Below are 21,018 nucleotides of genomic sequence, written 5' to 3'. Positions count from 1 at the left end.
AGCACCCTGCCTGGTTCTATGCAAGAACCTGCACGGATTTCTTGACATTGCGAGGTGCGAGCACGCACTGTCGTTCCGGTAAGCGGTACGACGATCGGGGCAATCGGAGGGGACGACGTGGCGGAGATGACCGGGGGCACCGGAGCCACCGAGCGGGTGGCGGACGTGCTGCTGCTGTTCACCGACGGCCCGCCGACGCTCGGCGTGAGCCGGGTGTCCCGCGAGCTCGGCCTCTCGAAGGCCGTGGTGCACCGCATCCTGCAATCGCTCACCGCCCGGGACCTGATCGCCTACGACGCGGCGAGCCGCGAGTACCGGCTGGGCCCGGCCGCGGCGGCCCTGGGCAGCCGGGCGCTGCGCGAATCCGACCTGCGGGCCACGGCGCTGCCGTTCCTCGCCGAACTGCGCGACCGGCTGCACGAGACCGTCACGATCAGCGCGAAGGTGCACGGCGGGCGCGTCTACCTGGACCAGGTCGTCGGTACCCACGAGATCACCATGTCGGTGGAGCTCGGCCGCCGGTTCCCGCTGCACGCCGGCTCGTCCGGCAAGTGCATGCTCGCCCACTCCGCGCCGGACGAGGTGGACCGGCTGCTCGCCGGGGAACTCGCCGCGCTCACCCCCGCCACGCCCACCGATCCGGACGCGCTGCGCGCCGAGCTGGAGCGGATCCGGCGGCTCGGCTACGCCGCCTCCGAAGGCGAGCGGCAGAGCGACGCCGGTTCCGTCGCGGTCCCCGTGTTCGGCCCCGGCGGGCTCGTCGGCGCGGTCTCGGTGTGCGGGCCCCGCTTCCGGGTCACCGACGAGTTCGTGGCCGCCACCGCACCCGAGCTGATCGAGACCGCGGACCGGGTCACCGCCCGGCTCGGCGGCGTCGCCCCGCAGCGCCCCGTCACCAGTGGAGGAACGCGATGACCCACGACCACCTCGCGGGAGCCGGACTCCCGGCGCTGGACGGCCTGAAAGTCCTCGACGCCTCCACCCTGTTCGCCGGGCCGCTGGCCGCGACGCTGCTGGGCGACCACGGCGCCGACGTCATCAAGATCGAGCACCCGCGCGGCGACCCGGCGCGAACGCACGGCGCGCAGAAGGACGGCGTCGGGCTGTGGTGGAAGATGCTGGCCCGCAACAAGCGGGCGATCACCCTGGTGCTGTCCACCCCGCGCGGCCGGGAGCTGTTCCTCGACCTCGCGGCCGACGCGGACGTGGTGATCGAGAACTTCCGGCCCGGCACCCTGGAGCGCTGGGGCCTCGGCTGGGAAGAGCTCTCCGCCCGCAACCCGCGGCTCGTGCTGGCCCGGGTGACCGGGTTCGGGCAGACCGGCCCGTACTCGTCCCGGCCCGGCTTCGGCACCCTCGCCGAGGCGATGAGCGGATTCGCCGCCATGACCGGGGAACCGGACGGCCCCCCGACGCTGCCGCCGTTCGGGCTCGCCGACGGCGTCGCCGCGCTCACCACCGCCTTCGGCATCCTCACCGCGCTGCGGGCCCGCGAGAGCACCGGGCGCGGCCAGGTGCTGGACACCGCGATCATCGAACCGCTGCTGCACCTGCTCGGGCCGGGCCTGATCGCCTACGACCAGCTCGGGGTGCTGCAGCCGCGCACCGGGAACCGCTCGTCGAACAACGCGCCGCGCAACACCTACCGCTGCTCCGACGGCCGCTGGGTCGCGGTCTCCACCAGCGCTCAGTCGATCGCCGAGCGGGTGGTGCGGCTGGTCGGCGCCCCGGAGCTGATCGACGAACCGTGGTTCGCCAGCGGCGCCGGCCGGGCCGAGCACGTGGAGGAGCTGGACGCGGCCGTCGGCTCCTGGATCGCCGCCCGCGACCGGGACGAGGTCGTCGCCGCCTTCGAGGAGGCGCAGGCCGCGGTCGCCCCGATCTACACCGCGGCGGACGTGCTCGCCGACCCGCACTTCAACGCGCTCGGCAGCATCGTGACGATCGACGACGAGGAGCTGGGCCCGGTCCGCTTCCAGAACACCCCTTTCCGGCTCTCGGACACGCCCGGTTCGGTCCGCACCACCGGCCCGCGGCTCGGCGCGCACACCGCAGAGGTGCTGGGTTCCCTCGGCGTCGACGCCGGTGAGCTGGACCGGCTGCGCGAGCAGGGGGTCGTGTGAGCGCCCTCGGCCGGGCGCGGAGCTGGCTGTACGTGCCCGCGCACCGGGAGGACCTGGTCGACAAGGCCCTCGGCGGGGCGGCCGACGCCGTGGTCCTGGACCTGGAGGACGCGGTCCCGCCCGCGGCGAAGGACCGGGCCCGCACCTGCGCGGCGGCCCGCGCGAGCGAGCGGACCTGGGTGCGTATCAACGGTTCCGGAACCCCGTGGGCCGAGGCCGACGCCGCAGCGCTGGCCGGGTCCGGCGCCGCCGGGCTGCGGGTGCCGAAGGCCGAGGACCCGGCCGCGGTCGCCGCGCTGGCCGAGCGGACCGGGCTGCCGCTGCACCTGCTGGTGGAGAACGCCCGAGGCCTGGAGCGGGCCTTCGAACTCGCCACCTGCCACCCGCTGGTCGCCGGGATTTCCCCCGGGGAGACGGACCTGGCGGCCGACCTGCGGATCCGGGACCGCGCCGAACTCGGCTGGGCGCGGGCCCGGATCGTCACCGCGAACCGGGCGGCCGGGCTGCCCAGCCCGATCGCCAGCGTGTGGACCGACCTGGCCGACACCGCCGGACTCGCCGCGGACAGCGCCACCCTGCGCGACGCCGGGTTCTTCGGCCGCTCCGTGATCCACCCCGGCCAGATCGCCCCCGTCCACCAGGCCTTCACCCCCGGCGAGGACGAGGTGGCGCGGGCGCGGTCCTTGCTCGCCTCGGTCGGCGCCGCGGGTGCGGCCGCCTGGGTGGACGCCGACGGCCGCTTCGTCGATCCGGCCGTCGTCGCCGGTGCCCTCTGGGTCACCGAACTGGCCGATGAGCTGCAGCAGCACCACGAACCGGGCCGTGCCGCGGCCGGGAAGGAGAACCCGTGACCGACGCCCTGCTCGGCGCCGTGCGCGCCGGGACCCGCATCATCGAGCTCGGCCACCCGCTGTACACGGGGATGGCGGGCTCGCCGAACCACCCCGGTTTCCGGATGACCCTGGAGCGCCGCCACGGCGACGCGGTCCGCCCCGACGGCGGCTCGGCGTCCAACGAGGTGATCGTCACCGGCGGGCACACCGGCACCCACGTCGACGCGCTCGCCCACGTCAGCCACGACGGCAAGCTGCACGGCGGCGCCGACGCGGCCGAAGCGCAGCGCGGCGGGAAGCACACCGTGCACGGCGCCGAGACGATCCCGCCGATGGTGACCCGCGGGGTGTTCCTCGACGTGGCCGCCGTGCACGGCGTGGACGTGCTGGAACCCGGCTACGGCATCACCGCCGGCGACCTGGCGCGGGCCGCGGAGCGCGCCGGCGCCGAACCCGGCCCCGGCGACGTCGCCGTGGTGCGCAGCGGGTGGGGCCGCCTGTTCGGCGACCCGGTCGCCTACGTCGGCAAGGAGACCGGGGTGCCCGGGATGACCGTGGACGGCGCCGAATGGCTCGTGGAACGCGGCATCGTCGCCACCGGCGGCGACACCACCGCCTACGAGCAGATCCCGGCGGGTGCGGGACACCGCGTGCTGCCGGTGCACCGGGTGCTGCTGGTGGAGCACGGCATCCACATCGTGGAGCACCTGGCGTTGGAGGACGCCGCCGAAGCCGGCCTGGGCGAGTTCCTCGCCGTGTTCGCCCCGCTGCGCATCGTCGGCGGCACCGGTGCCCCGGTGCGGCCGCTGGCGGTGGTGCAGCCGTGACCACTCCCGCGCAGCGGATCGGCGAGGTCGGCGCCCGGCTGGCCGCCGACGGCATCGACGACGCGCTGGCCGACGACGTGGCCGGCCGGATCGTCGACGTGCTCGGCAACTCCCTCGCCGCGGTCCGCGAGGAACCGGCGCGGATCGCCGGGGCGGTCGTCGCCGAGTGGGGCGGGCAGCCCGCGGCGACCGCGATCGGCCTGCCCGGCCGGGTTCCCGCGCCGTCGGCGGCGCTGGTCAACGGGACCTTGGCGCACAGCCTGGACTTCGACGACACCCACCTGCCGTCGGTGCTGCACCCGTCGGCCTCGGTGGTGCCCGCGGCGCTGGCCACCGCGGAGCGCACCGGCGCGGGTGGCCGCGCCCTGCTGGCCGCGGCGGCGATGGGCATCGAGGTCACCTGCCGCCTCGGCATGGCCGGCTACGACGAGGAGCTCGGCAACTCGGTGTTCTTCGAGCACGGGCAGCACGCCACCGCGATCTGCGGCGCGATCGGCGCCGCCGTCGCCGCCGGGATGCTGCAGGGGCTCGACGCGGAGGCGCTGGCGTCCGCGGTCGGCATCGCCGCCAGCATGGGCGCCGGCGTCATCGAGGCGAACCGCACCGGCGGCACCATCAAGCGGGTGCACTGCGGCTGGGCCGCGCATTCGGGGGTCGCCGCCGCCGACCTGGCGCGGCACGGGCTCACCGGCCCGCCCACGGTGATCGAAGGACGGTTCGGGTTCCTGCGCGCGTTCTGCGGCGAGCGGGTGCACCCGGAACGCGTCACCGACGGGCTCGGCGAGCACTGGGAGACGCCGGGCGTGTTCTTCAAGCCCTACCCGTGCAACCACTTCACGCACGCCGGCATCGACGCCGCGCTGCGGCTGCGGGAACGGGGCGTGGCGGCCGAGCAGGTCCGCGAGCTGGTGCTCGGGGTGCCCGCCCCGGTGCTGCGCACCATCGCCGAACCGGCCGCGGAGAAGCGCCACCCGCGCTCCGGGTACCACGCCGCGTTCTCCGGCCCCTACACCGTGGCGGCGGCGCTGCTGGGCGGCGGCGGGCTCGGCGTGTTCCACGAGGACTTCACCGACGCCGCCGCGGCCGACCCGCGTCGCCTCGAACTGGCCGGCCGGGTGCGGGTCGTCGCCGACGAGCAGGCCACCGCCGGATTCCCCCGGCAGTTCCCCGCCGTCCTCACCGCCGAGCTCACCGACGGAAGCACGGTGACCGAGCGGATCACCGAGAACCGCGGCGGCCCCGGTCGCCCGCTGTCCGCCGACGAGCTGGCGGCGAAGTTCACCGGCAACGCGAGCCGGGCCGTGGGGCCGGACCGGGCGGCGGACGTCGTCGCCGCGGTGTGGGACCTGCGCGCGAACCGCGCGGTCGCCGAGGTGATGGGCGGCGTCCACGCCGCGCTCGCCGCGTCCGACCTGGACGGCTGATCCGCGCACCGAGCACTGGCAGACAACGACGTCTCGTCCGCTCCGTTCGAACGGAACGAACGATTCCCCTCCCGGAATCGAGGAACACGCCATGAGCACACGGTTTCGCTTCGTGACGCTGGGGCTGGTGATCGGCCTCATCGTCATCAACTACATCGATCGCAGCGCGGTCTCCTACGCGGTGGAACCGCTGGAGCAGGCGTTCGGGATCACCACCGCGCAGTACGGGATCATCAGCTCCGTCTTCTCCATCGGCTACATGGTCGCGGCGTTCCTGTCCGGGCCGCTGGTGGACCGGTTCGGGACGCGGCGGGTGCTGCTGTCGGCGATCGCGCTGTTCTCGGTGACCACCGCGCTCATCCCGATCGCCGGTTCGTTCGCCGGGCTGCTGGTCATCCGGTTGCTGCTGGGCATCGGGGAGGCACCGGCGTTCCCGGCGGCGACCCGCACGGTGAGCCGGTGGCTGCCGGTCCGCGAACGCGGGGTGGCGCTGGCGCTGTGCGGCGGGGTCGCGGTCTCCGGGAGCCTGCTGATCTCCGGTCCGCTGTTGACGGGGCTGACCGACCTGGTGGGCTGGCGCGGCATGTTCTGGACGCTGGCCCTGTTCGGCGTGGTGTGGGCGGTGCTGGCCGTGCTGCTGCTGCGCGACCTGCCCTCGGAGTCGGCGCGGGTGAACGACGCGGAGCGGGAGCTGATCGCGGCCGGGCAGGAGTCCGATTCGGCGCCGGGCCGGTCCCGGGTGCGGTGGCGGCCGCTGCTGACGAACCGGAACCTGTGGGTGGTCGCGGGCGGGTACTTCGCGTGGGGCTTCATGTTCTGGGGCTTCATGTACTGGCTGCCGTCGTTCCTCTCGAACGCCTACGGCCTGAGCGTGGAGCAGGCGGGCGCGTTCTCCATCGCGCCGTGGGCGTGCGGCATCGTCGGCGCGCTGGTCGGCGGCTACGTGGTGGACCGGGTGTACCGGCGCAGCCCGCGGATCCGCACCCGGTTCGCGGTGATGGGCGCGGCGCTGCTGCTGGCCGGGTGCTCGTTGATCCCGCTGGCGATCGCGCCGACGCTGACGGTGGCGCTGCTCTCGATCTCGCTGGGCGTCGGCTTCGGGTTCGTCACCGGCGGCATCTGGTGGGTGGCCTCGATCGACGCGGCACCGGACCAGCCGGGCAGCGCCGCCGGGTTCGCCGATGCGGCGTTCGCGTCCTCCGGGATCGTGGCCCCGTCGGTGATGGGCTTCATCGTCGCCGGCACCGGGAGCTTCACCAGCGGATTCGTCGTGATGGCCGGCTTGGCGGTGGCGGGTGCGCTGCTGATGCTGCTGGTGCCCCGCGAGCCGGTCGCCGCGGCGGCACCGGCGGGCCGCGTCGTGCGCGAGCGGGCATGAGCGGGGCGGCGGAGGTCTGGCAGGCCGTCGGCGGGCTCGGCCGGTGGGTCTCGGAGCTGAGCTGGGCTGAGGTGCCCGCCGAGGTGCGGGAACGCCTGCTGGTGGTGCTCACCGATTCGATCGCGGTCACCGCGCTCGGTTCGCGGGATCCGGCGCAGCGGGCGCTGGTCGCCGCGTGGGACGCCCCGGACGGGCCGTCCCCGCTGTTCGGGACGGGCCGCGCGGTCGCGGTGGACGCGGCGGCCTGGTTGAACGCGGTCGCCGCGGTGCGCTTGGAGCTCGACGACGGGCACCGGCTCGCCGCGGGGCATCCGGCGGCGCACGGCTTCCCCGCGGTGCTGGCGCTGGCCGCGCGGCGGGGGGTGCGCGGCGCGGAGCTGTGCTGCGCCCTGCTGGCGGCGTACGAGGTCGCGGCCCGGTTCGGCCGGGCGACGCGGTTGCGGCCGGGCACCCATCCGCACGGCAACTGGGGCGTCCCGGGTGCGGCGGCGGGCTGCGCGCGGCTGCTCGGGCTGGGACCCGCGGAGACGGCGGCGGCGATCGACGCGGGCGGTGGCCTGCCGGTCGCGGGCCCGTTCTCGGCGGCGCTGGACGGCAACCCGGTGCGGGACGCCTGGGTGGGTGCGGCGAACCAGTCGGGGCTGGCGGCGGCGCGGCTGGCCGCGTCCGGGGCCGGGCAGGTCACCGGGGTCGCGGCGGACGCGCTGGGCGGCCTGCTGGGCGAGCTGGACCCGGCGGTGCTGACCGGCGGGGGCTGGGAGGTCCTCGGCGGCTACTTCAAGCAGCACTCCTCGTGCTCGTTCACCCACGCCGCGATCGACGCGGCGCTGTCGGTGCGGGAGCAGGTGGGGCCGGACCCGGCGGAGGTCCTGGTCGAGATCCACTCGCTCGGCGCCGGGTTGGACCGGACGAGCTGGCCGACGCCGCTGGCGGCGCGGTTCTCGCTGCCGTTCGTGGTGGCGACGGCGCTGCGGCGGGGGCGGGTGGGCCCGGCCGAGTTCTCCGCGGCGGCGCTGGCCGACCCGGGCACCGCCGAGCTGGCCCGCCGGGTCGTGGTGCGCGCGGCGCCGGACCTGGACGCCCGGCTGCCCGCGGAGCGGCCGGTGCGGCTCACCGCGGCCGGGGTCGTGGCGGAGCGCCCGAACCCGGTCGGCGACGCCGCCTTCCACCCGTTCTCCGCCGCGGACCGGGTCCGCGTCCTCGGCGAGCTGCTGGGCGCCCCGGAGGTGGTGGCCGGTGTCCGGGAGCGGTGCGCCGCGCTGCCGGACGCGGTGGACGCCGCGGCGGAGCTGCGTGCGCTCGGCGCTTCGTGCCAGGTCCGATGAGGAGGAACACCATGCTCGTGCACGCCGTCACGCCGATCGTCGTCGGGCCGCGGGAGGTCGCCCGCAGGCAGGCCCGCTACGACGCGCTCTCGCCCGCGGGGGTGCGGGTGGTGCTGTCGGACCTGCCCGCGGGCGGCCCGCGCGCCCTGGAGTCCGCGGCGGACGTGCGCCGGTCGACGGAGCTGGTCGCGGAGTCGCTGGCGGCCGCGCCGGAGTGCGACGCGGTGCTGCCGGACTGCGTGCTGGATCCGGCGGTGCCCGCGGACGGGGGCCTGCTCGGGGGCCGTCCCGCGCTGGGCCTGCTCCGGTTGGCGGTGGGAGCCGCGGTCGCGGCGGGGCACCGGATCGGTGCGGTGACCCGCAACGCGGCGATCGCCGCCGAGCTGCGCCACCGCATCGACGACTACGGCTGGTCGAGCTCCTTCGCCGAAGTGGCGGTCCTGAACCTGGCGGTCGAGGACATCACCGACCCGGCCCGCTGGTCGGCGGCGATGCGCGACCCCCTGGCCGCGTTCGCGGCCGCGGGCGTCACCGCCGTCATCAACGGCTGCTCCGCAGTGGACACCGAGCAGCACCCCGACGCGCCCGTGGTCCTGGACCCGATCCGAACGGCCCTGGCGGTCCTGGGAGCGCTCACCCCGACCCCCTGACGCTCCCGCGAAGTCCGAACAGGAGAACCCCCGCCGACCCGTGCAGGAGCCTGCGCTACGGGAGGACCGCGGGGCATCGGCACCGTCGAATCGCCACCCGAGGGACGAGGTGCCGGGATCCCGTCCGGACCCCCGCGGAGTTTCCCGCCGTCACCTCAGCCCGTCTCAGTGCGAGACCCGCCGCGCCCTCCACAGGTGTCCACCGCACCGCGGGGGCCTCGTGCGGAACTGCGAGAGGGGAGGGCCCGGGATCAAAGGACGGCGCAGACCGGGCCCGGGACCCCACCCGGCGAGGGAGGGCATCAACTCTCGTTCGGGGACCGATCGACGGTGTGCACGTAGAGGTTCTTGAGCTGTCGACGCACGATCCGCCATCCCTCGGGACGCCGCTCCAGAGCGTCGTAGAACATGCCCGCCGCGATGACGTTGGCCGGTTCGCCGGCCTTGGTCTCGTGGGTGTGCAGGTGGGGTGACACGGCGGTGGCCCGGTCGCCGTCGATCGTCACGGTGGCGTGTCCTTCGACGTGCTGCCACACGTTGTAGATGTTGGCCATGCCGCCGTCGCGCTGAGGGCCGCGCATGATGTCGGCGAGTTCCTCACGGCTCATCGCTGCCGGCATCCCGGCTTCGGAGTAGTCGAGTACGGCGTCCTCGGTGAAAACGTCCGCCCAGTGCTCCAGCACGTCGAGGTTCTCGTCGTGGGGCTGGTGCAAGTCCTGACCGAGTCCGTAGCGCGCGATCACGTCCTGGATCTCAAGACGATCCAACAGGTAGCGGACGTCTGACTCGAGTGACATCGGGGTCCCTTCGTCTCCTTGGGTCCGCCGCGCCGCGCAGAGCGGACGCACACCGGCATCGCGGCACCGTCGGCCGTGGTCAGGGCACAGCGAAGGCGACTCCGGAGCCTATCTTCCGGACCGTCGGTGGGGTCGAGCAACGCCGCGAGGATCTCGTCCGACGGCTTCTGCGGTCCGGTGGACATCACATCGGCCCGGGTGAGCGGATCGCCGTATTCGGGAGCCGGAACGGTCGATGGAGCGGCTCCGCGGAGTTCCCGCTCGTGGAGTGCGCGCGGGTCCGCCCCACTGGCGGGGGCCGCGCCCACGACCGCACCGGCCGAGGTTCCGACGTGCCCGCACAGGCGGCTGTCCACGCTTCGAACGCCAGTGCCGGCTCTGCCGTCGTCGGCCGCGAGCCGGCGACCGTGTCCCGGGCGAGAGGTGGACGGCCCAGACCGAGGCGGGGATCCCGCCCGGACACCCGCGAAGCTTCCCGCCGTCCCCTCAGCCCGTCTCAGTGCGAGACCCGCCGCGCCCTCCACAGGTCGCCCACCGCACCGTGGGGGCCTACGGGGCTCGGCCCCCATGCGGAAATGCGAAAGGGAGAGGGGCCGAGATCAAAGGACGGCCCAGGCCGGGCCCGGGATCCCGCCCGGACCCCCGCGAAGTTCCCCGCCGTCCCCCAGCCTGCCTCAGTGCGAGATCCGCCGCGCCCTCCACAGGTGCCTACCGCACCGTGGGGGCCTACGGGGCTCGGCCCCCATGCGGAAATGCGAAAGGGAGAGGGGCCAAGATCAAAGGACGGCCCAGGCCGGGCCCGGGATCCTGTCCGGACCCCCGCGAAGTTTCCCGTCGTTCCCTCAGCCCGTCTCGGTGCGAGATCCGCCGCGCCCTCCACAGGTGCCCACCGCACCGTGGGGGCCTACGGGGGCTCGGCCCCCGTACGGAAATGCGAAAGGGAGAGGGGCCAAGATCAAAGATCTCGGCACACCTCTCCCACGACCTGGAGCGGGCGACGGGAATCGAACCCGCGTAGCCAGTTTGGAAGACTGGGGCTCTACCATTGAGCTACGCCCGCGTGCTCGGTCGACGTGTCCCGGCGGTGTTCCGCCGAGGTCTTCCCGACCTTGCGTGCCCCAGCTTAACGCGTCGCGATAGGCTCTCCGCAACGCACCCGGGCAGTGGGGGTGCGGTGCAGGTAGGACGGGGTGTGGCGCAGTTTGGTAGCGCACTCGCTTTGGGTGCGAGGGGTCGTGGGTTCAAATCCCGCCACCCCGACGGTCCTCCGGGAGGCGTGGTCGTGCGGCCGCGCCTCCTTCTTCACGTCCGGGTGGTCTCACGGAACGTGATCTTCCCGGGTGATTCGTTCGACTTCCGGTAACGGTGAGCAGCCGCCGCCCGATTTCGCGGTCGTGCACGTTCACGTTGCTGTGTCGAGGGCCGCGCGCCGGGTCCGGCTCCCCGCCTTGGTGGTGGGGGTGCTGCTGGCGCTCGCGGTGCTGCTGCTGGTCGGGGTGTCGTTGTTCGTGGACGTTCCCGGCGGGCACGTCGCGCCGCCGACGGTGGGGATCGGGACGGCGGTGATCCCGACGCCGCTGGGTTCGGTGGGCGGTGCCGGTGAGGTGGCCGGTGACGCGGTGTTCTCGGCGCCGAGGTGACGGCTCGCCCGGCGTGCCGCGGCGGGAATTCGCGCTCCTGGCGTGGAATCGGCCGCGGGGCCCGGTTCGCGCGGGCCCGCGCGCTCGCGGCCGGTGGGTAGCGGGTGGCGCCCTGAGGCAACCCCCGGGGGCTCCGGTCTCGCCTGGGCAATAGACTCGGAGGTCAGCCCGGCGTCGCCGGAGCGCCCCCGACGTGGGGTGGCGCTCCCGCCGGCACCGCCGGGGTCCGAAGCACGTTCGCACTAGGAGACCACGTGAAGAGCACCGTCGAGCACCTGAGCCCGACGCGCGTACGGATCAACGTCGAGGTGCCGTTCGACGAGCTCAAGCCGAACTTCGACCGCGCGTACAAGGCACTGGCCAACCAGGTCCGCATCCCGGGCTTCCGGCCGGGCAAGGTTCCCGCCCGGGTGCTGGAGAGCCGCATCGGCCGGGGTCCTGTGCTCGACGAGGTCGTCAACGAGGCGGTTCCGGCCAAGTACATGGAGGCCATCAACGGCACCGAGGTGCGCACCCTCGGGCGTCCGGAGATCGAGGTCACCAAGATCGAGGACGGGGACCAGATCGAGTTCACCGCCGAGGTCGATGTGCGTCCGGAGATCACCGTTCCGGCGTTCGGCGAGCTGTCGGTGTCGGTGGACGACGTCGAGACGACCGAGGACGAGGTGCAGGAGCAGCTGGACGAGCTGCGCGCCCGCTTCGGCACGTTGACCGGCGTGGACCGTCCGGCGCAGCAGGGCGACTTCGTCAGCATCGACCTGTCGGCCACGGTCGACGGCGAGGACGTCGAGGAGGCGCGCACCAGCGGCCTGTCGTACGAGATCGGCTCCGGCCAGCTCATCGAGGGCATCGACGACGCGCTGATCGGCGCGTCGGCGGGTGACACGAACACCTTCAACACCGATCTGGTGGCCGGCGAGTACGCGGGCCGCGAGGCCGAGGTCACGGTGACCTTGGCGTCGGTGAAGGAGCGGCACCTGCCGGAGGCGGACGACGAGTTCGCCCAGATGGCCAGCGAGTTCGACACGGCCGAGGAGCTGCTCGCCGACCTGCGGGAGCGGTTGGGCCGCGTCAAGCGGATGCAGCAGGGCATGCAGGCCCGGGACAAGGTCCTGGAGGCGCTGCTGGAGACCGTCGAGGTCCCGCTGCCGGAGAACGTGGTGAAGTCCGAGGTGGAGGTTCGCGAGCACGACGCGATCCACCCGTTCGACCACGACGAGGCGAAGTTCGCGGAGTGGCTGGAGCAGCAGGACCAGACCCGCGAGCAGTTCGACGCGGAGACCCGCGAGGAGGCGGAGAAGGCGGTCCGCACCCAGCTGGTGCTGGACACGATCGCGGACGCCGAGAACGTCTCCGTCTCGGACAACGAGCTGACCGAGCGGATCATCTACCAGGCGCAGCGCTTCGGCGTGAGCCCGGACCAGTACGTCCAGCAGGCGCAGCAGTCCGGCCAGCTCGGGGCGATCTACGCGGACGTGCGGCGCAGCAAGGCGCTGTTCTCCGTCGTGCGCCAGGCCACCGTGGTGGACGCGTCCGGCGCGGAGCTGGACCTGGACGAGCTGTTCGGTTCGCAGGACGACGCCGGTGAGCAGCCGGAGGTCGTGCAGGGCGAGGTCGAGCAGGCCGAGGACGCGAAGTCCGATGCGAAGGACGAGTCCGCCGCGACGAAGTCCGAGTGACGGTTCTTTCGCGGTGATTTCGCCGTGAGCGGAAGGATTCTGCGAACGGCGGGAGCAATGCACAAGCTCTGAGCGAACGTGGGCGGTACCGGGAAGCTGGTGCCGCCCACGTTCGTTAGGGTCGGTTGCAAGCGGATCACCGGATACGGAAAAGCAAGGCGTTCCCAGCGGGTCGGCGGCCGACGGCCGGTGTGACCGGTCCATTGTGGAAGCCCTCATCGTGGAAGAAGGCAGGGGAGACGTGACGCAGCACCTGACTGTTCCGGCGTCGGACTCGACGCCGCACATGCGGTCGACGAACGGGCTCTCGCTCAACGACTCGGTTTACGAGCGCTTGCTGCGGGAGCGGATCATCGTCCTGGGCTCCCAGGTCGAGGACACCATGGCCAACCAGATCTGCTCGCAGCTGCTCCTGCTCGCGGCCGAGGACCCGGAGCGGGACATCTCGCTCTACATCAACTCGCCGGGCGGTTCGGTGACCGCGGGCATGGCGATCTACGACACGATGCAGCTGATCAAGCCGGACGTGGCGACCGTCGCGATGGGCTTCGCGGCGTCGATGGGCCAGTTCCTGCTGTCCGCCGGTGCTCGCGGCAAGCGGTTCACGCTGCCGCACGCGCGGATCATGATGCACCAGCCGTCGGCGGGTCTCGGCGGTACGGCCTCGGACATCGCGATCCAGGCCGAGGTGTTCACCAAGCACAAGCGGGAGATGGCGGAGCTGATCGCCGCTCAGACCGGGCAGACGGTGGAGAAGATCACGGCCGATTCCGACCGCGACCGCTGGTTCACGGCGGAGGAGGCCCGCGACTACGGCTTCGTGGACCACATCGCCTCCGCGGCGAACCTGCCCAGCTGACCGCGCGCCCGGAACCACTAACGAGGAGTCACCTGTCGTGAGCTCATTCCAGCTTCCGCAGTCCCGGTACGTGCTGCCCTCCTTCGTCGAGCGCACCGCGTACGGGGTGAAGGAGTCCAACCCGTACAACAAGCTGTTCGAGGAGCGCATCGTCTTCCTCGGCGTCCAGGTGGACGACGCCTCGGCGAACGACGTGATGGCGCAGCTGCTGTTCCTGGAGTCCGACGACCCGGACCGCGAGATCCAGATCTACATCAACTCGCCGGGTGGTTCGTTCACGGCCCTGATGGCCATCTACGACACCATCCAGTACGTCCGCCCGGACGTGCGCACGATCTGCCTGGGCCAGGCGGCGTCGGCGGCGGCGGTCATCCTGGCCGCGGGCACGAAGGGCAAGCGGCTCGCGCTGCCGAACTCCCGCATCCTGATCCACCAGCCGTCCACCGAGGGCATCTACGGCCAGGTCTCCGACTTGGAGATCCAGGCCAACGAGGTGCAGCGGATGCGCGACCTGATGGAGACGACGCTGGCCACGCACACCGGCAACGACAAGGACCAGGTCCGCCGGGACGTGGAGCGGGACAAGATCCTGACGGCGGAGCAGGCGCGGGAGTACGGGATCGTCGACGAGGTCCTGCCCTACCGCAAGCTGTCCGCGCAGTCCTGATCCGGTCGGCCCGCGTGGCGACCGGAGGTGGTGCTCCGGCGGCCTCCTCGCGCCCGGCCCGGCGGTTCGGCCGGCCGGTCCGAGGTGAGGGGGTCGCCGCGCACCCGGGGCGGTCGCGGCACGGAGTGCCGCCGCTGAGAAGATGTTGATCTCCGGCGGGGCCGCTCCGCTGATCAGCGCGGTGCGGTGCGGAAAGCCGGTCGCGGGAGCGTTCCGGGAAGTGGGATGCTGTGGTGCGCTCGGCGCACCGGCGTCCGCGACACGCCGGGAGCGCGGCCACCGGCCGTCGCACCCGGTGCATGCCGGAGACTGGCGAGCAGCGGAGTCTGCGAGTCTCCCCGAACCGGGGGAGCGGCAGGTACCGTCGGAACGAGCACATACGGTCAGGCACGTCACCGGACGGCGTGCCGGAGGGGACGGGGTCAGCGGTCATGGCACGTATCGGTGACGGCGGCGACCTGCTGAAGTGCTCCTTCTGCGGGAAGAGCCAGAAGCAGGTGAAAAAACTCATCGCCGGCCCCGGCGTGTACATCTGCGATGAGTGCATCGATCTCTGCAACGAGATCATCGAGGAGGAACTGGCGGAGGCCGGTGAGGTCAAGCTCGACGAGCTGCCCAAGCCGACCGAGATCCACGAGTTCCTCGACCAGTACGTCATCGGGCAGGACCCGGCGAAGCGCAACCTGTCGGTCGCGGTCTACAACCACTACAAGCGCATCCAGATGGGTGAGCGCGCCCGGGACAGCCGCGAGGAGAACGTCGAGCTCGCGAAGTCGAACATCCTGATGCTCGGTCCCACGGGCTGCGGGAAGACCTACCTGGCGCAGACGTTGGCGAAGATGCTCAACGTGCCGTTCGCGATCGCCGACGCCACCGCGCTCACCGAGGCGGGCTACGTCGGCGAGGACGTCGAGAACATCCTGCTCAAGCTCATCCAGGCCGCCGACTACGACGTGAAGCGGGCCGAGACGGGCATCATCTACATCGACGAGGTCGACAAGATCGCCCGCAAGAGCGAGAACCCGTCGATCACCAGGGACGTCTCGGGCGAGGGCGTGCAGCAGGCGCTGCTGAAGATCCTGGAGGGCACCACGGCGAGCGTGCCCCCGCAGGGCGGCCGCAAGCACCCGCACCAGGAGTTCATCCAGATCGACACGACGAACGTGCTGTTCATCGTGGCCGGTGCCTTCGCCGGGCTGGAGAAGATCGTCGAGGACCGGGTGGGCAAGGCCAGCGTCGGTTTCGGCGCCCAGCTGCGCTCGAAGGAGGAGGCGAACTCCGCGGACCGGTTCGCCGAGGTGCTCCCCGAGGACCTGATCAAGTTCGGGTTGATCCCCGAGTTCATCGGCCGGCTGCCCACGGTGGCCAGTGTGACGAACCTGGACAAGCCCTCGCTGGTGCAGATCCTCACCGAGCCGCGCAACGCCCTGATCAAGCAGTACAAGCGGTTGTTCGAGATGGACAACGTGGAGCTGGAGTTCACCCGAACCGCGCTGGAGGCGGTCGCCGACCAGGCGATCCTGCGCGGCACGGGGGCTCGTGGCCTGCGCGCCATCTTGGAAGAGGTGCTGCTGCCGGTGATGTACGACATCCCGAGCCGCACCGACGTGGCGAAGGTCGTCATCACCGAGCAGACCGTCCGGGAGAACGTCAACCCCACGATCGTGGCCAGGCAGGCGACGCGGCGGGAGCGCCGCGAGAAGTCCGCCTGAGACCCGAGCACCGCACGCGGCACCACCCACCGCCGCCGTCCCGTTCCGGGGCGGCGGCGGTGTGCGTCGTGCGCCCGCGCGGGTGGTTTCCCGCACCTGTTCCCCGGATCGCCCAGCGGCGTCCCGCGCGATGCATGATCATGCGGAGCGGAGGTTGCGTCGTCCGGCTGGGGGAGGGCCCGATGAGCGAGCTGCACGTGCTGCTGGTGCCGGACGGGTCCGGCTCCGGGCCCTGGCACTGGCAGCAGTGGCTGGCGGCACGCTCGCGGGAAGCGGGCGCCGTCGTCACCCGGTGCCCGGGCCCGGTGGAGTCGACGGCGGCGCTGCGGGCCGAGCTGGCGCGCGTACCGCCCGAGGCGGAGCTGGCCGTGGTGGCGCACCGCGGCGGGGCCCGCACCTGGTTGCGGCACGCGGCCGCGCCGGGTGGGCCGGAGACGCGCCGGGCGGACCGGGTGCTGCTGGTCGCCCCGGCCGAGCCGGACGTGTCCCCGGACCGACCGGGTCCGCGCGCGGTGGAACGGGGGCTGGGGGCGGCGGAGCCCGACGGGCCGGGAGCACGCGCGGCGGAGCCGGATGCGCCGGCGCTGCGCGCGGCAGAACCCGACGCGCCGGCGCTGCGCGCGGCGGGCGGCCCGACGCGGATGGTGGTGGGCACCGACGACCCGGAGCTGTCGGTGTGCGCGGCGCACGCGCTCGCGCACCGGCTGCGGGTGGAGCTGGACGTGCTCGCCGACGGTCGCGCGCTGGACCTGGCCGCGGGCTACGGCCCGTGGCCCGCGCTGCTGCGCTGGGCGTTGTACGGCTCGGTGCCGGTGGCCGACCGCTTCGACACCGCGCCGCACGTCGCCGGCTGGTCCGCGGTGCCGGAAGCGGTCCGCTGACCGGAGGTCACGACCGGTGCGACGTGGGTGAGCTCTCGGTGGTGGCGGGGCCCGTCCGGTAGCGCAGACGGCCGTTGGCACGATGGACGGCTCGGAGGGAACGAGGCCCGGAGGTGCCATGCAGCGCGGGAAGCCGCGGAACGTCCCGATGCCGAACCGGCGCACCCTGCTCACTTCCGGCCTGGTCGGAGCGGGCGCGCTCGGCTTGGGGCTGAGCAGCGACTCCGGTGGCGCGCTGGTCCCCGCCGAACCGCTCCCGCTGGCCAAGCAGAGCAACGTCTCGGTGGAACGGGTGCACTCGCAGGCCCGCAACCGCGAGGTCGAGATCGTCACCATGTACCCGAGCGGGGTGTCCCGCGATCGGATCCCGGTGTGCCTGATGCTGCACGGCCGGTTCGGCGATGCCCGCAGGTCCGCGGGGGGCCTGCCGAGCTGGTTGACCACCGCGGTCGCCACCGGCAAGGTGCCGCCGTTCGCGTTCCTCGCCGTCGACGGCGGCGGCAACAGCTACTGGCACCAGCGGTTCGGCGACGACCCGATGTGGATGTTGCTGGACGAGGTGCCGCGCTGGCTCGCGGAGCGCGGCATCGGTGGTGACGACGGCCAGCCGTTCGCGGTCTCCGGGATCTCGATGGGCGGGTTCGGCGCGCTGCTCTACACGCGGCGCCGCAACGAGCTGGAGATCCCGGTGGAGGCGACCGCCGTCGTCTCCCCGGCCCTGATCACGAACTGGCCGGAGATGGCGCGGCGCCGCGCGTTCGCCGACGAGGCCGACTGGCGGGCCATCGACCCGATGCGGCACATCCCCGAGCTCGGCGACGTGCCGCTGGGCGTGTGGTGCGGCACCCGGGACCGGTTCATCACCGGCACCCGCAAGTTCGTCCGCAAGGCCCGCCCGGAGGTGGCGTCGGTGAGCACCCCGGGCGGTCACAACAGCCGGTACTACCGGCTCGCGCTCCCGGAGGTCGTCGATTTCGTGGGGGGCTACGCCCCGGACAAGTCCGACCACGGCTGAGTCCGGCGGCCCGGCACCGGTCAGGGCACCGGTGCGGCGTCGGGTTCGAGGATGCGGTGCGTGCCGGTGTAGACGTTCATCGAGCTGCCCCGGAGGAAGCCGACCAGCGTCATGCCCTGCTCGGCGGCCAGCTCCACCGCCAGCGAGGACGGCGCCGACACCGCGGACAGCAGCGGCACCCCGGCCATCGCCGCCTTCTGCACCAGTTCGAACGAGGCCCGGCCGGACACCATGAGCACGCACCCGCGCAGCGGCACCCGGCGTTCCAGCACCGCCCAGCCGAGGACCTTGTCGACCGCGTTGTGCCGCCCGACGTCCTCCCGGCACACCAGCAGGTTCCCGTCGCCGTCGAACAGCGCGGCCCCGTGCAGCCCGCCGGTCGAGTCGAAGACCTTCTGCGCGGCCCGCAGCCGGTCGGGCAGCGCGGCGAGCGTCTCCGGGGTGATCTCCAGCGGGTCGTGCTCAGGGGAGTGCCGGGTGCTCAGCCGCACCGAGTCGAGCGCGGCCTTCCCGCACACCCCGCAGGAGGAGGTGGTGTAGAAGTTGCGCTCCACGGACGTGTCGGGTGGCGTGACGCCCGGCGCGAGCAGGATGTCCAGCACGTTGTAGGTGTTGCGTCCGTCCGGCCCGGGGCTGTCGCAGTAGCGGGCGCTGTGCAGGTCGTCCTTGTCCGCGATGACGCGTTCGGTGAGCAGGAAGCCGTGGGCGAGCTCCACGTCGTGGCCGGGGGTCCGCATGGTCACCGACAGGGCGCGGCCGTTGACCCGGATCTCCAGCGGTTCTTCGGCGGCGAGGGTGTCCGGCCGGGTTCGGGAACCGCTCTCGGTCACTCGCAGCACGGGGCGCCGCACGGTGACTCGTCCCATCGTCAGCCTCCTGGGTCGGCTCTGCTCGGATGCCGGGACCAGTATGCGCCGCGTGCTCGGCCCGCCGGTGGGGCCGTCGTGGGCTGCTCCGTTCGGGTGTGACATCGGCACCGCCCACCCGGAGGAGGATGGTTCCGCCGGGTGAGATCGCTAGGGTCTCGCCGGACGCCCGACACGCCCCGGGGAACCCCGCTACAGCAAGGATTCCGATGCCCGACCTCGCCGCCCAGCCCCGCCAGAGCCTCCGCTTCGTCGAATCGGAGGAGCCCATCACCGAACCGGTCACGAAGTTCGGTGGCCAGCCGGTGTGGCTCTCGACGCCAGCGTGGCCGATGTCGGAGGCGCTGGGCAGGCCGATGCGGTTCCTCGGGCAGATCCGGCTGCCCGGGGAGCAGGTGCGGCTCGCCTACCTGTTCCTCACCGAGGACTACCCGGAGGAGGCCGACGAGGTGGTGGACACGTTCGCGCCCGACTCGGGGGAGAACGCGTTCTTCGCCCAGCCCGGGGAGCCGGCCGACTTCTACCAGGTGGCGACGATCGCCAAGGGGCCGACGTTCGGGCCGGACCACCGGGTGGAGCTGGCGCCGTTCGACGGCGAGGTGGACGTGGACGACTTCGCGACGAGGCTCGGCGGGGCGCCGCAGTGGTTGCAGGGCGACGAGTCGCCGGGGGAGCCGTTCCGGTTCGTGGGGCAGTTCGACAGCTCGGTCGATTTCCCGTTCGAGGTGGACTTCGGCGACGCGGGGGTCGGGTACGCGTTCCTCGACGAGGCCAGCGGGCAGGGGCGCTTCCTCTGGCAGTGCAGCTGAGCAGCGGCGGCTGACGCGGGTGTGCCGCGCGCCCGCGCCGGGTAGGGCTGCGGCATGGCACGGGACGGGCTCGGCGAATACCGGAGCAAGCGGGACCTGGCGCGGTCCGGCGAACCGGGCGGTGGCGCGCCGGGGGAGCTGCCGCGGTTCGTGGTGCAGCGCCACGACGCCTCCACGGTGCACTTCGACTTCCGGCTGGAGGTCGGGGACGTGCTCAAGTCGTGGGCGGTGCCGAAGGGGCCGTCCACCGACCCGCGGCAGAAGCGGCTGGCCACGCCCACCGAGGACCACCCGCTGGACTACGCGTCCTTCGAGGGCACCATCCCGGAGGGCTACGGGGCGGGCACCGTCGTCGTGTGGGACACCGGGTCGTACCGGAACCTCACCGAGCACCGCGGGAAACCGGTGGAGATGGCCGACGCGCTCGAACGCGGCCACGTGAAGGTGCTGCTGGAGGGCAGCAAGCTGACCGGCGCGTTCGCCCTCACCCGCACCCCGATGCGCGGCCGGGAGGAGTGGCTGCTGGTGAAGGTCGACGACGAGGGCGCCGACCGGCGCCGCACCCCGGCGCGCACCCAGCCCGAGTCGGTGCTCTCCGGCCGCACCAACGCCGACCTCGCCGCCGAGCGGGAGAACGGCCGATGAGCGGGGCGGAGGTGCTGTCCGCCGGTGCCGAGCGCGTCGAGCTGACCCACCCGGACAAGGTGCTGTACCCGGCGGACGGCTACCGGAAGCGGGACGTCGCCGAGTACTTCCGCGCGGTCGGCGACCGGATGGTGCCGCACCTGCGCGGGAAACCGCTGACGATGCGCCGCTTCCCGGACGGGGTGGGTGCGGCGGGCTTCTTCCAGAAGGAGGCGTCCGGCCACTTCCCGGACTGGGTGCGGGTGGTGCCGGTGCCGCAGCGCGGCGCGGGCGGGCCGGTGCACCACGTGGTGTGCGACGACGTGGCGACGCTGGTCTACCTGGCGACCCAGGCGTGCCTGGAGTTCCACGTGGGCCTGGCCGCGGCGGCGGAGCCGGACCGGCCGGTGCTGGCGGTGGTGGACCTCGACCCGCCGCCGGGGACCGGGATCGCGGAGCTGCGGGCGGTGGTGCGCGAGTTCCGGGACCGGTTCGCCGATGCGGGCCTCGCCCCGCACCTGCAGACCACCGGCGGCAAGGGCTTCCACGTGGTGGCTCCGCTGGCGGGCCGCCGCGGCTTCGACGAGGTGCGCGCGGCGGTGCGGGACATGGCGCAGGACGCGGTGCGCGCCGCCCCGGACCGGCTCACCACCGAGCAGCGCAAGGACGAGCGCGGCGACCGGATCTTCTTGGACGTGGGGCGCAACGCCTACGGACAGACGATGATCGCGCCCTGCTCGCTGCGGGCCCGCGACGGCGCCCCGGCGGCGACGCCGCTGGACTTCGCCGAACTGTCGAAGGCGACCCCGCGGTCCTACGGTCTCCGGAACCTGCCGCGCCGCCTGGCCCGCAAGGCCGACCCGTGGTCCGACCTCCCGGACACCGCCGCCGACTTCCCGCGCTCCTGAA

At 73.1% G+C, this 21,018-nt stretch carries 20 protein-coding genes and 2 tRNA genes; 19 read left to right on the top strand and 3 right to left on the bottom strand.

Annotated features, from left to right (window positions below):
- Positions 1-126: 126 nt before the first annotated feature.
- The 8 genes from H1226_RS22425 (at position 127) to H1226_RS22390 (ending at position 8,560) form a co-directional block, all read left to right on the top strand.
- A complete protein-coding gene (locus H1226_RS22425) occupies positions 127-915 on the top strand; it encodes an IclR family transcriptional regulator (RefSeq protein ID WP_258342378.1) in 789 nt (262 codons plus the stop codon).
- Positions 912-2,123: a CaiB/BaiF CoA transferase family protein gene (locus H1226_RS22420; protein ID WP_258342377.1), complete on the top strand. Its 1,212-nt coding sequence runs from the start codon at positions 912-914 to the stop codon at positions 2,121-2,123. Before H1226_RS22425 ends, H1226_RS22420 begins: the two co-directional genes overlap by 4 nt.
- Positions 2,120-2,974 carry an HpcH/HpaI aldolase/citrate lyase family protein gene (locus tag H1226_RS22415; RefSeq protein ID WP_258342376.1) on the top strand — a complete coding sequence of 285 codons (855 nt, stop codon included), beginning with the start codon at positions 2,120-2,122 and terminating at the stop codon, positions 2,972-2,974. The genes H1226_RS22420 and H1226_RS22415 overlap by 4 nt, the downstream gene beginning before the upstream one ends.
- Complete coding sequence (locus H1226_RS22410; RefSeq protein WP_224966788.1) at positions 2,971-3,783, top strand: cyclase family protein; 813 nt, start codon at positions 2,971-2,973, stop codon at positions 3,781-3,783. Before H1226_RS22415 ends, H1226_RS22410 begins: the two co-directional genes overlap by 4 nt.
- On the top strand, positions 3,780-5,207 hold the full coding sequence (locus H1226_RS22405) for an MmgE/PrpD family protein (protein WP_258342375.1): 1,428 nt from the start codon (positions 3,780-3,782) through the stop codon (positions 5,205-5,207). The genes H1226_RS22410 and H1226_RS22405 overlap by 4 nt, the downstream gene beginning before the upstream one ends.
- A 91-nt stretch (positions 5,208-5,298) precedes the next feature.
- The gene (locus tag H1226_RS22400) at positions 5,299-6,585 is read left to right on the top strand and encodes an MFS transporter (protein ID WP_224960909.1); all 1,287 of its coding nucleotides are present in this window, start codon (positions 5,299-5,301) and stop codon (positions 6,583-6,585) included.
- Positions 6,582-7,910, top strand: a complete 1,329-nt coding sequence (locus H1226_RS22395; RefSeq protein ID WP_258342374.1) for an MmgE/PrpD family protein — start codon at positions 6,582-6,584, stop codon at positions 7,908-7,910. Before H1226_RS22400 ends, H1226_RS22395 begins: the two co-directional genes overlap by 4 nt.
- Before the next feature lie 11 nt (positions 7,911-7,921).
- Positions 7,922-8,560, top strand: a complete 639-nt coding sequence (locus tag H1226_RS22390) for an aspartate/glutamate racemase family protein (RefSeq protein ID WP_258342373.1) — start codon at positions 7,922-7,924, stop codon at positions 8,558-8,560.
- Between the two features lie 302 nt (positions 8,561-8,862).
- Here H1226_RS22390 and H1226_RS22385 read toward each other — a convergent pair whose 3' ends face one another.
- The gene (locus tag H1226_RS22385; protein ID WP_258342372.1) at positions 8,863-9,357 is read right to left on the bottom strand and encodes a nuclear transport factor 2 family protein; all 495 of its coding nucleotides are present in this window, start codon (positions 9,355-9,357) and stop codon (positions 8,863-8,865) included.
- A 986-nt stretch (positions 9,358-10,343) separates the two neighbouring features.
- Positions 10,344-10,417: transfer RNA gene (locus H1226_RS22380), tRNA-Gly, on the bottom strand.
- Between the two features lie 126 nt (positions 10,418-10,543).
- On the opposite strand from H1226_RS22380, the gene H1226_RS22375 reads away from it, so the two are divergent.
- The 8 genes from H1226_RS22375 to H1226_RS22340 all read left to right on the top strand — a co-directional run bounded on the left by H1226_RS22375 (position 10,544) and on the right by H1226_RS22340 (position 17,810).
- Positions 10,544-10,617: transfer RNA gene (locus H1226_RS22375), tRNA-Pro, on the top strand.
- A 152-nt stretch (positions 10,618-10,769) separates the two neighbouring features.
- A complete protein-coding gene (locus H1226_RS22370; RefSeq protein ID WP_224959622.1) occupies positions 10,770-10,997 on the top strand; it encodes a hypothetical protein in 228 nt (75 codons plus the stop codon).
- A 254-nt stretch (positions 10,998-11,251) separates the two neighbouring features.
- Positions 11,252-12,676 carry a trigger factor gene (tig, locus tag H1226_RS22365; RefSeq protein WP_224959625.1) on the top strand — a complete coding sequence of 475 codons (1,425 nt, stop codon included), beginning with the start codon at positions 11,252-11,254 and terminating at the stop codon, positions 12,674-12,676.
- Between the two features lie 286 nt (positions 12,677-12,962).
- The gene (locus H1226_RS22360) at positions 12,963-13,535 is read left to right on the top strand and encodes an ATP-dependent Clp protease proteolytic subunit (protein WP_224959666.1); all 573 of its coding nucleotides are present in this window, start codon (positions 12,963-12,965) and stop codon (positions 13,533-13,535) included.
- 37 nt (positions 13,536-13,572) lie between these two features.
- On the top strand, positions 13,573-14,202 hold the full coding sequence (locus tag H1226_RS22355; protein ID WP_224959627.1) for an ATP-dependent Clp protease proteolytic subunit: 630 nt from the start codon (positions 13,573-13,575) through the stop codon (positions 14,200-14,202).
- Between the two features lie 431 nt (positions 14,203-14,633).
- Positions 14,634-15,914, top strand: a complete 1,281-nt coding sequence (gene clpX, locus H1226_RS22350; protein ID WP_224959630.1) for an ATP-dependent Clp protease ATP-binding subunit ClpX — start codon at positions 14,634-14,636, stop codon at positions 15,912-15,914.
- A gap of 182 nt (positions 15,915-16,096) precedes the next feature.
- The gene (locus tag H1226_RS22345; RefSeq protein WP_258342371.1) at positions 16,097-16,795 is read left to right on the top strand and encodes an alpha/beta hydrolase; all 699 of its coding nucleotides are present in this window, start codon (positions 16,097-16,099) and stop codon (positions 16,793-16,795) included.
- A gap of 118 nt (positions 16,796-16,913) precedes the next feature.
- The gene (locus H1226_RS22340; protein WP_258342370.1) at positions 16,914-17,810 is read left to right on the top strand and encodes an alpha/beta hydrolase; all 897 of its coding nucleotides are present in this window, start codon (positions 16,914-16,916) and stop codon (positions 17,808-17,810) included.
- Between the two features lie 20 nt (positions 17,811-17,830).
- Here H1226_RS22340 and fdhD read toward each other — a convergent pair whose 3' ends face one another.
- Positions 17,831-18,676: a formate dehydrogenase accessory sulfurtransferase FdhD gene (gene fdhD, locus H1226_RS22335; protein ID WP_224959636.1), complete on the bottom strand. Its 846-nt coding sequence runs from the start codon at positions 18,674-18,676 to the stop codon at positions 17,831-17,833.
- 209 nt (positions 18,677-18,885) lie between these two features.
- Here fdhD and H1226_RS22330 point away from each other — a divergent pair, with 209 nt between their 5' ends.
- From H1226_RS22330 to ligD, 3 genes are read left to right on the top strand one after another with little or no spacing between them, the layout of a single operon-like run.
- Complete coding sequence (locus H1226_RS22330; protein WP_224959638.1) at positions 18,886-19,485, top strand: DUF1963 domain-containing protein; 600 nt, start codon at positions 18,886-18,888, stop codon at positions 19,483-19,485.
- 54 nt (positions 19,486-19,539) lie between these two features.
- A complete protein-coding gene (locus H1226_RS22325; protein ID WP_258342369.1) occupies positions 19,540-20,130 on the top strand; it encodes a DNA polymerase ligase N-terminal domain-containing protein in 591 nt (196 codons plus the stop codon).
- Positions 20,127-21,017: a non-homologous end-joining DNA ligase gene (gene ligD, locus H1226_RS22320; protein WP_225044130.1), complete on the top strand. Its 891-nt coding sequence runs from the start codon at positions 20,127-20,129 to the stop codon at positions 21,015-21,017. Before H1226_RS22325 ends, ligD begins: the two co-directional genes overlap by 4 nt.
- The last annotated feature ends 1 nt before the right edge of the window (position 21,018 follow it).

Origin of the sequence: Saccharopolyspora gregorii (genome assembly GCF_024734405.1) — a bacterium.
GTDB classification, from domain to species: Bacteria; Actinomycetota; Actinomycetes; order Mycobacteriales; family Pseudonocardiaceae; genus Saccharopolyspora_C; species Saccharopolyspora_C gregorii.
This window is presented reverse-complemented; position numbering and strand designations above follow the sequence as displayed.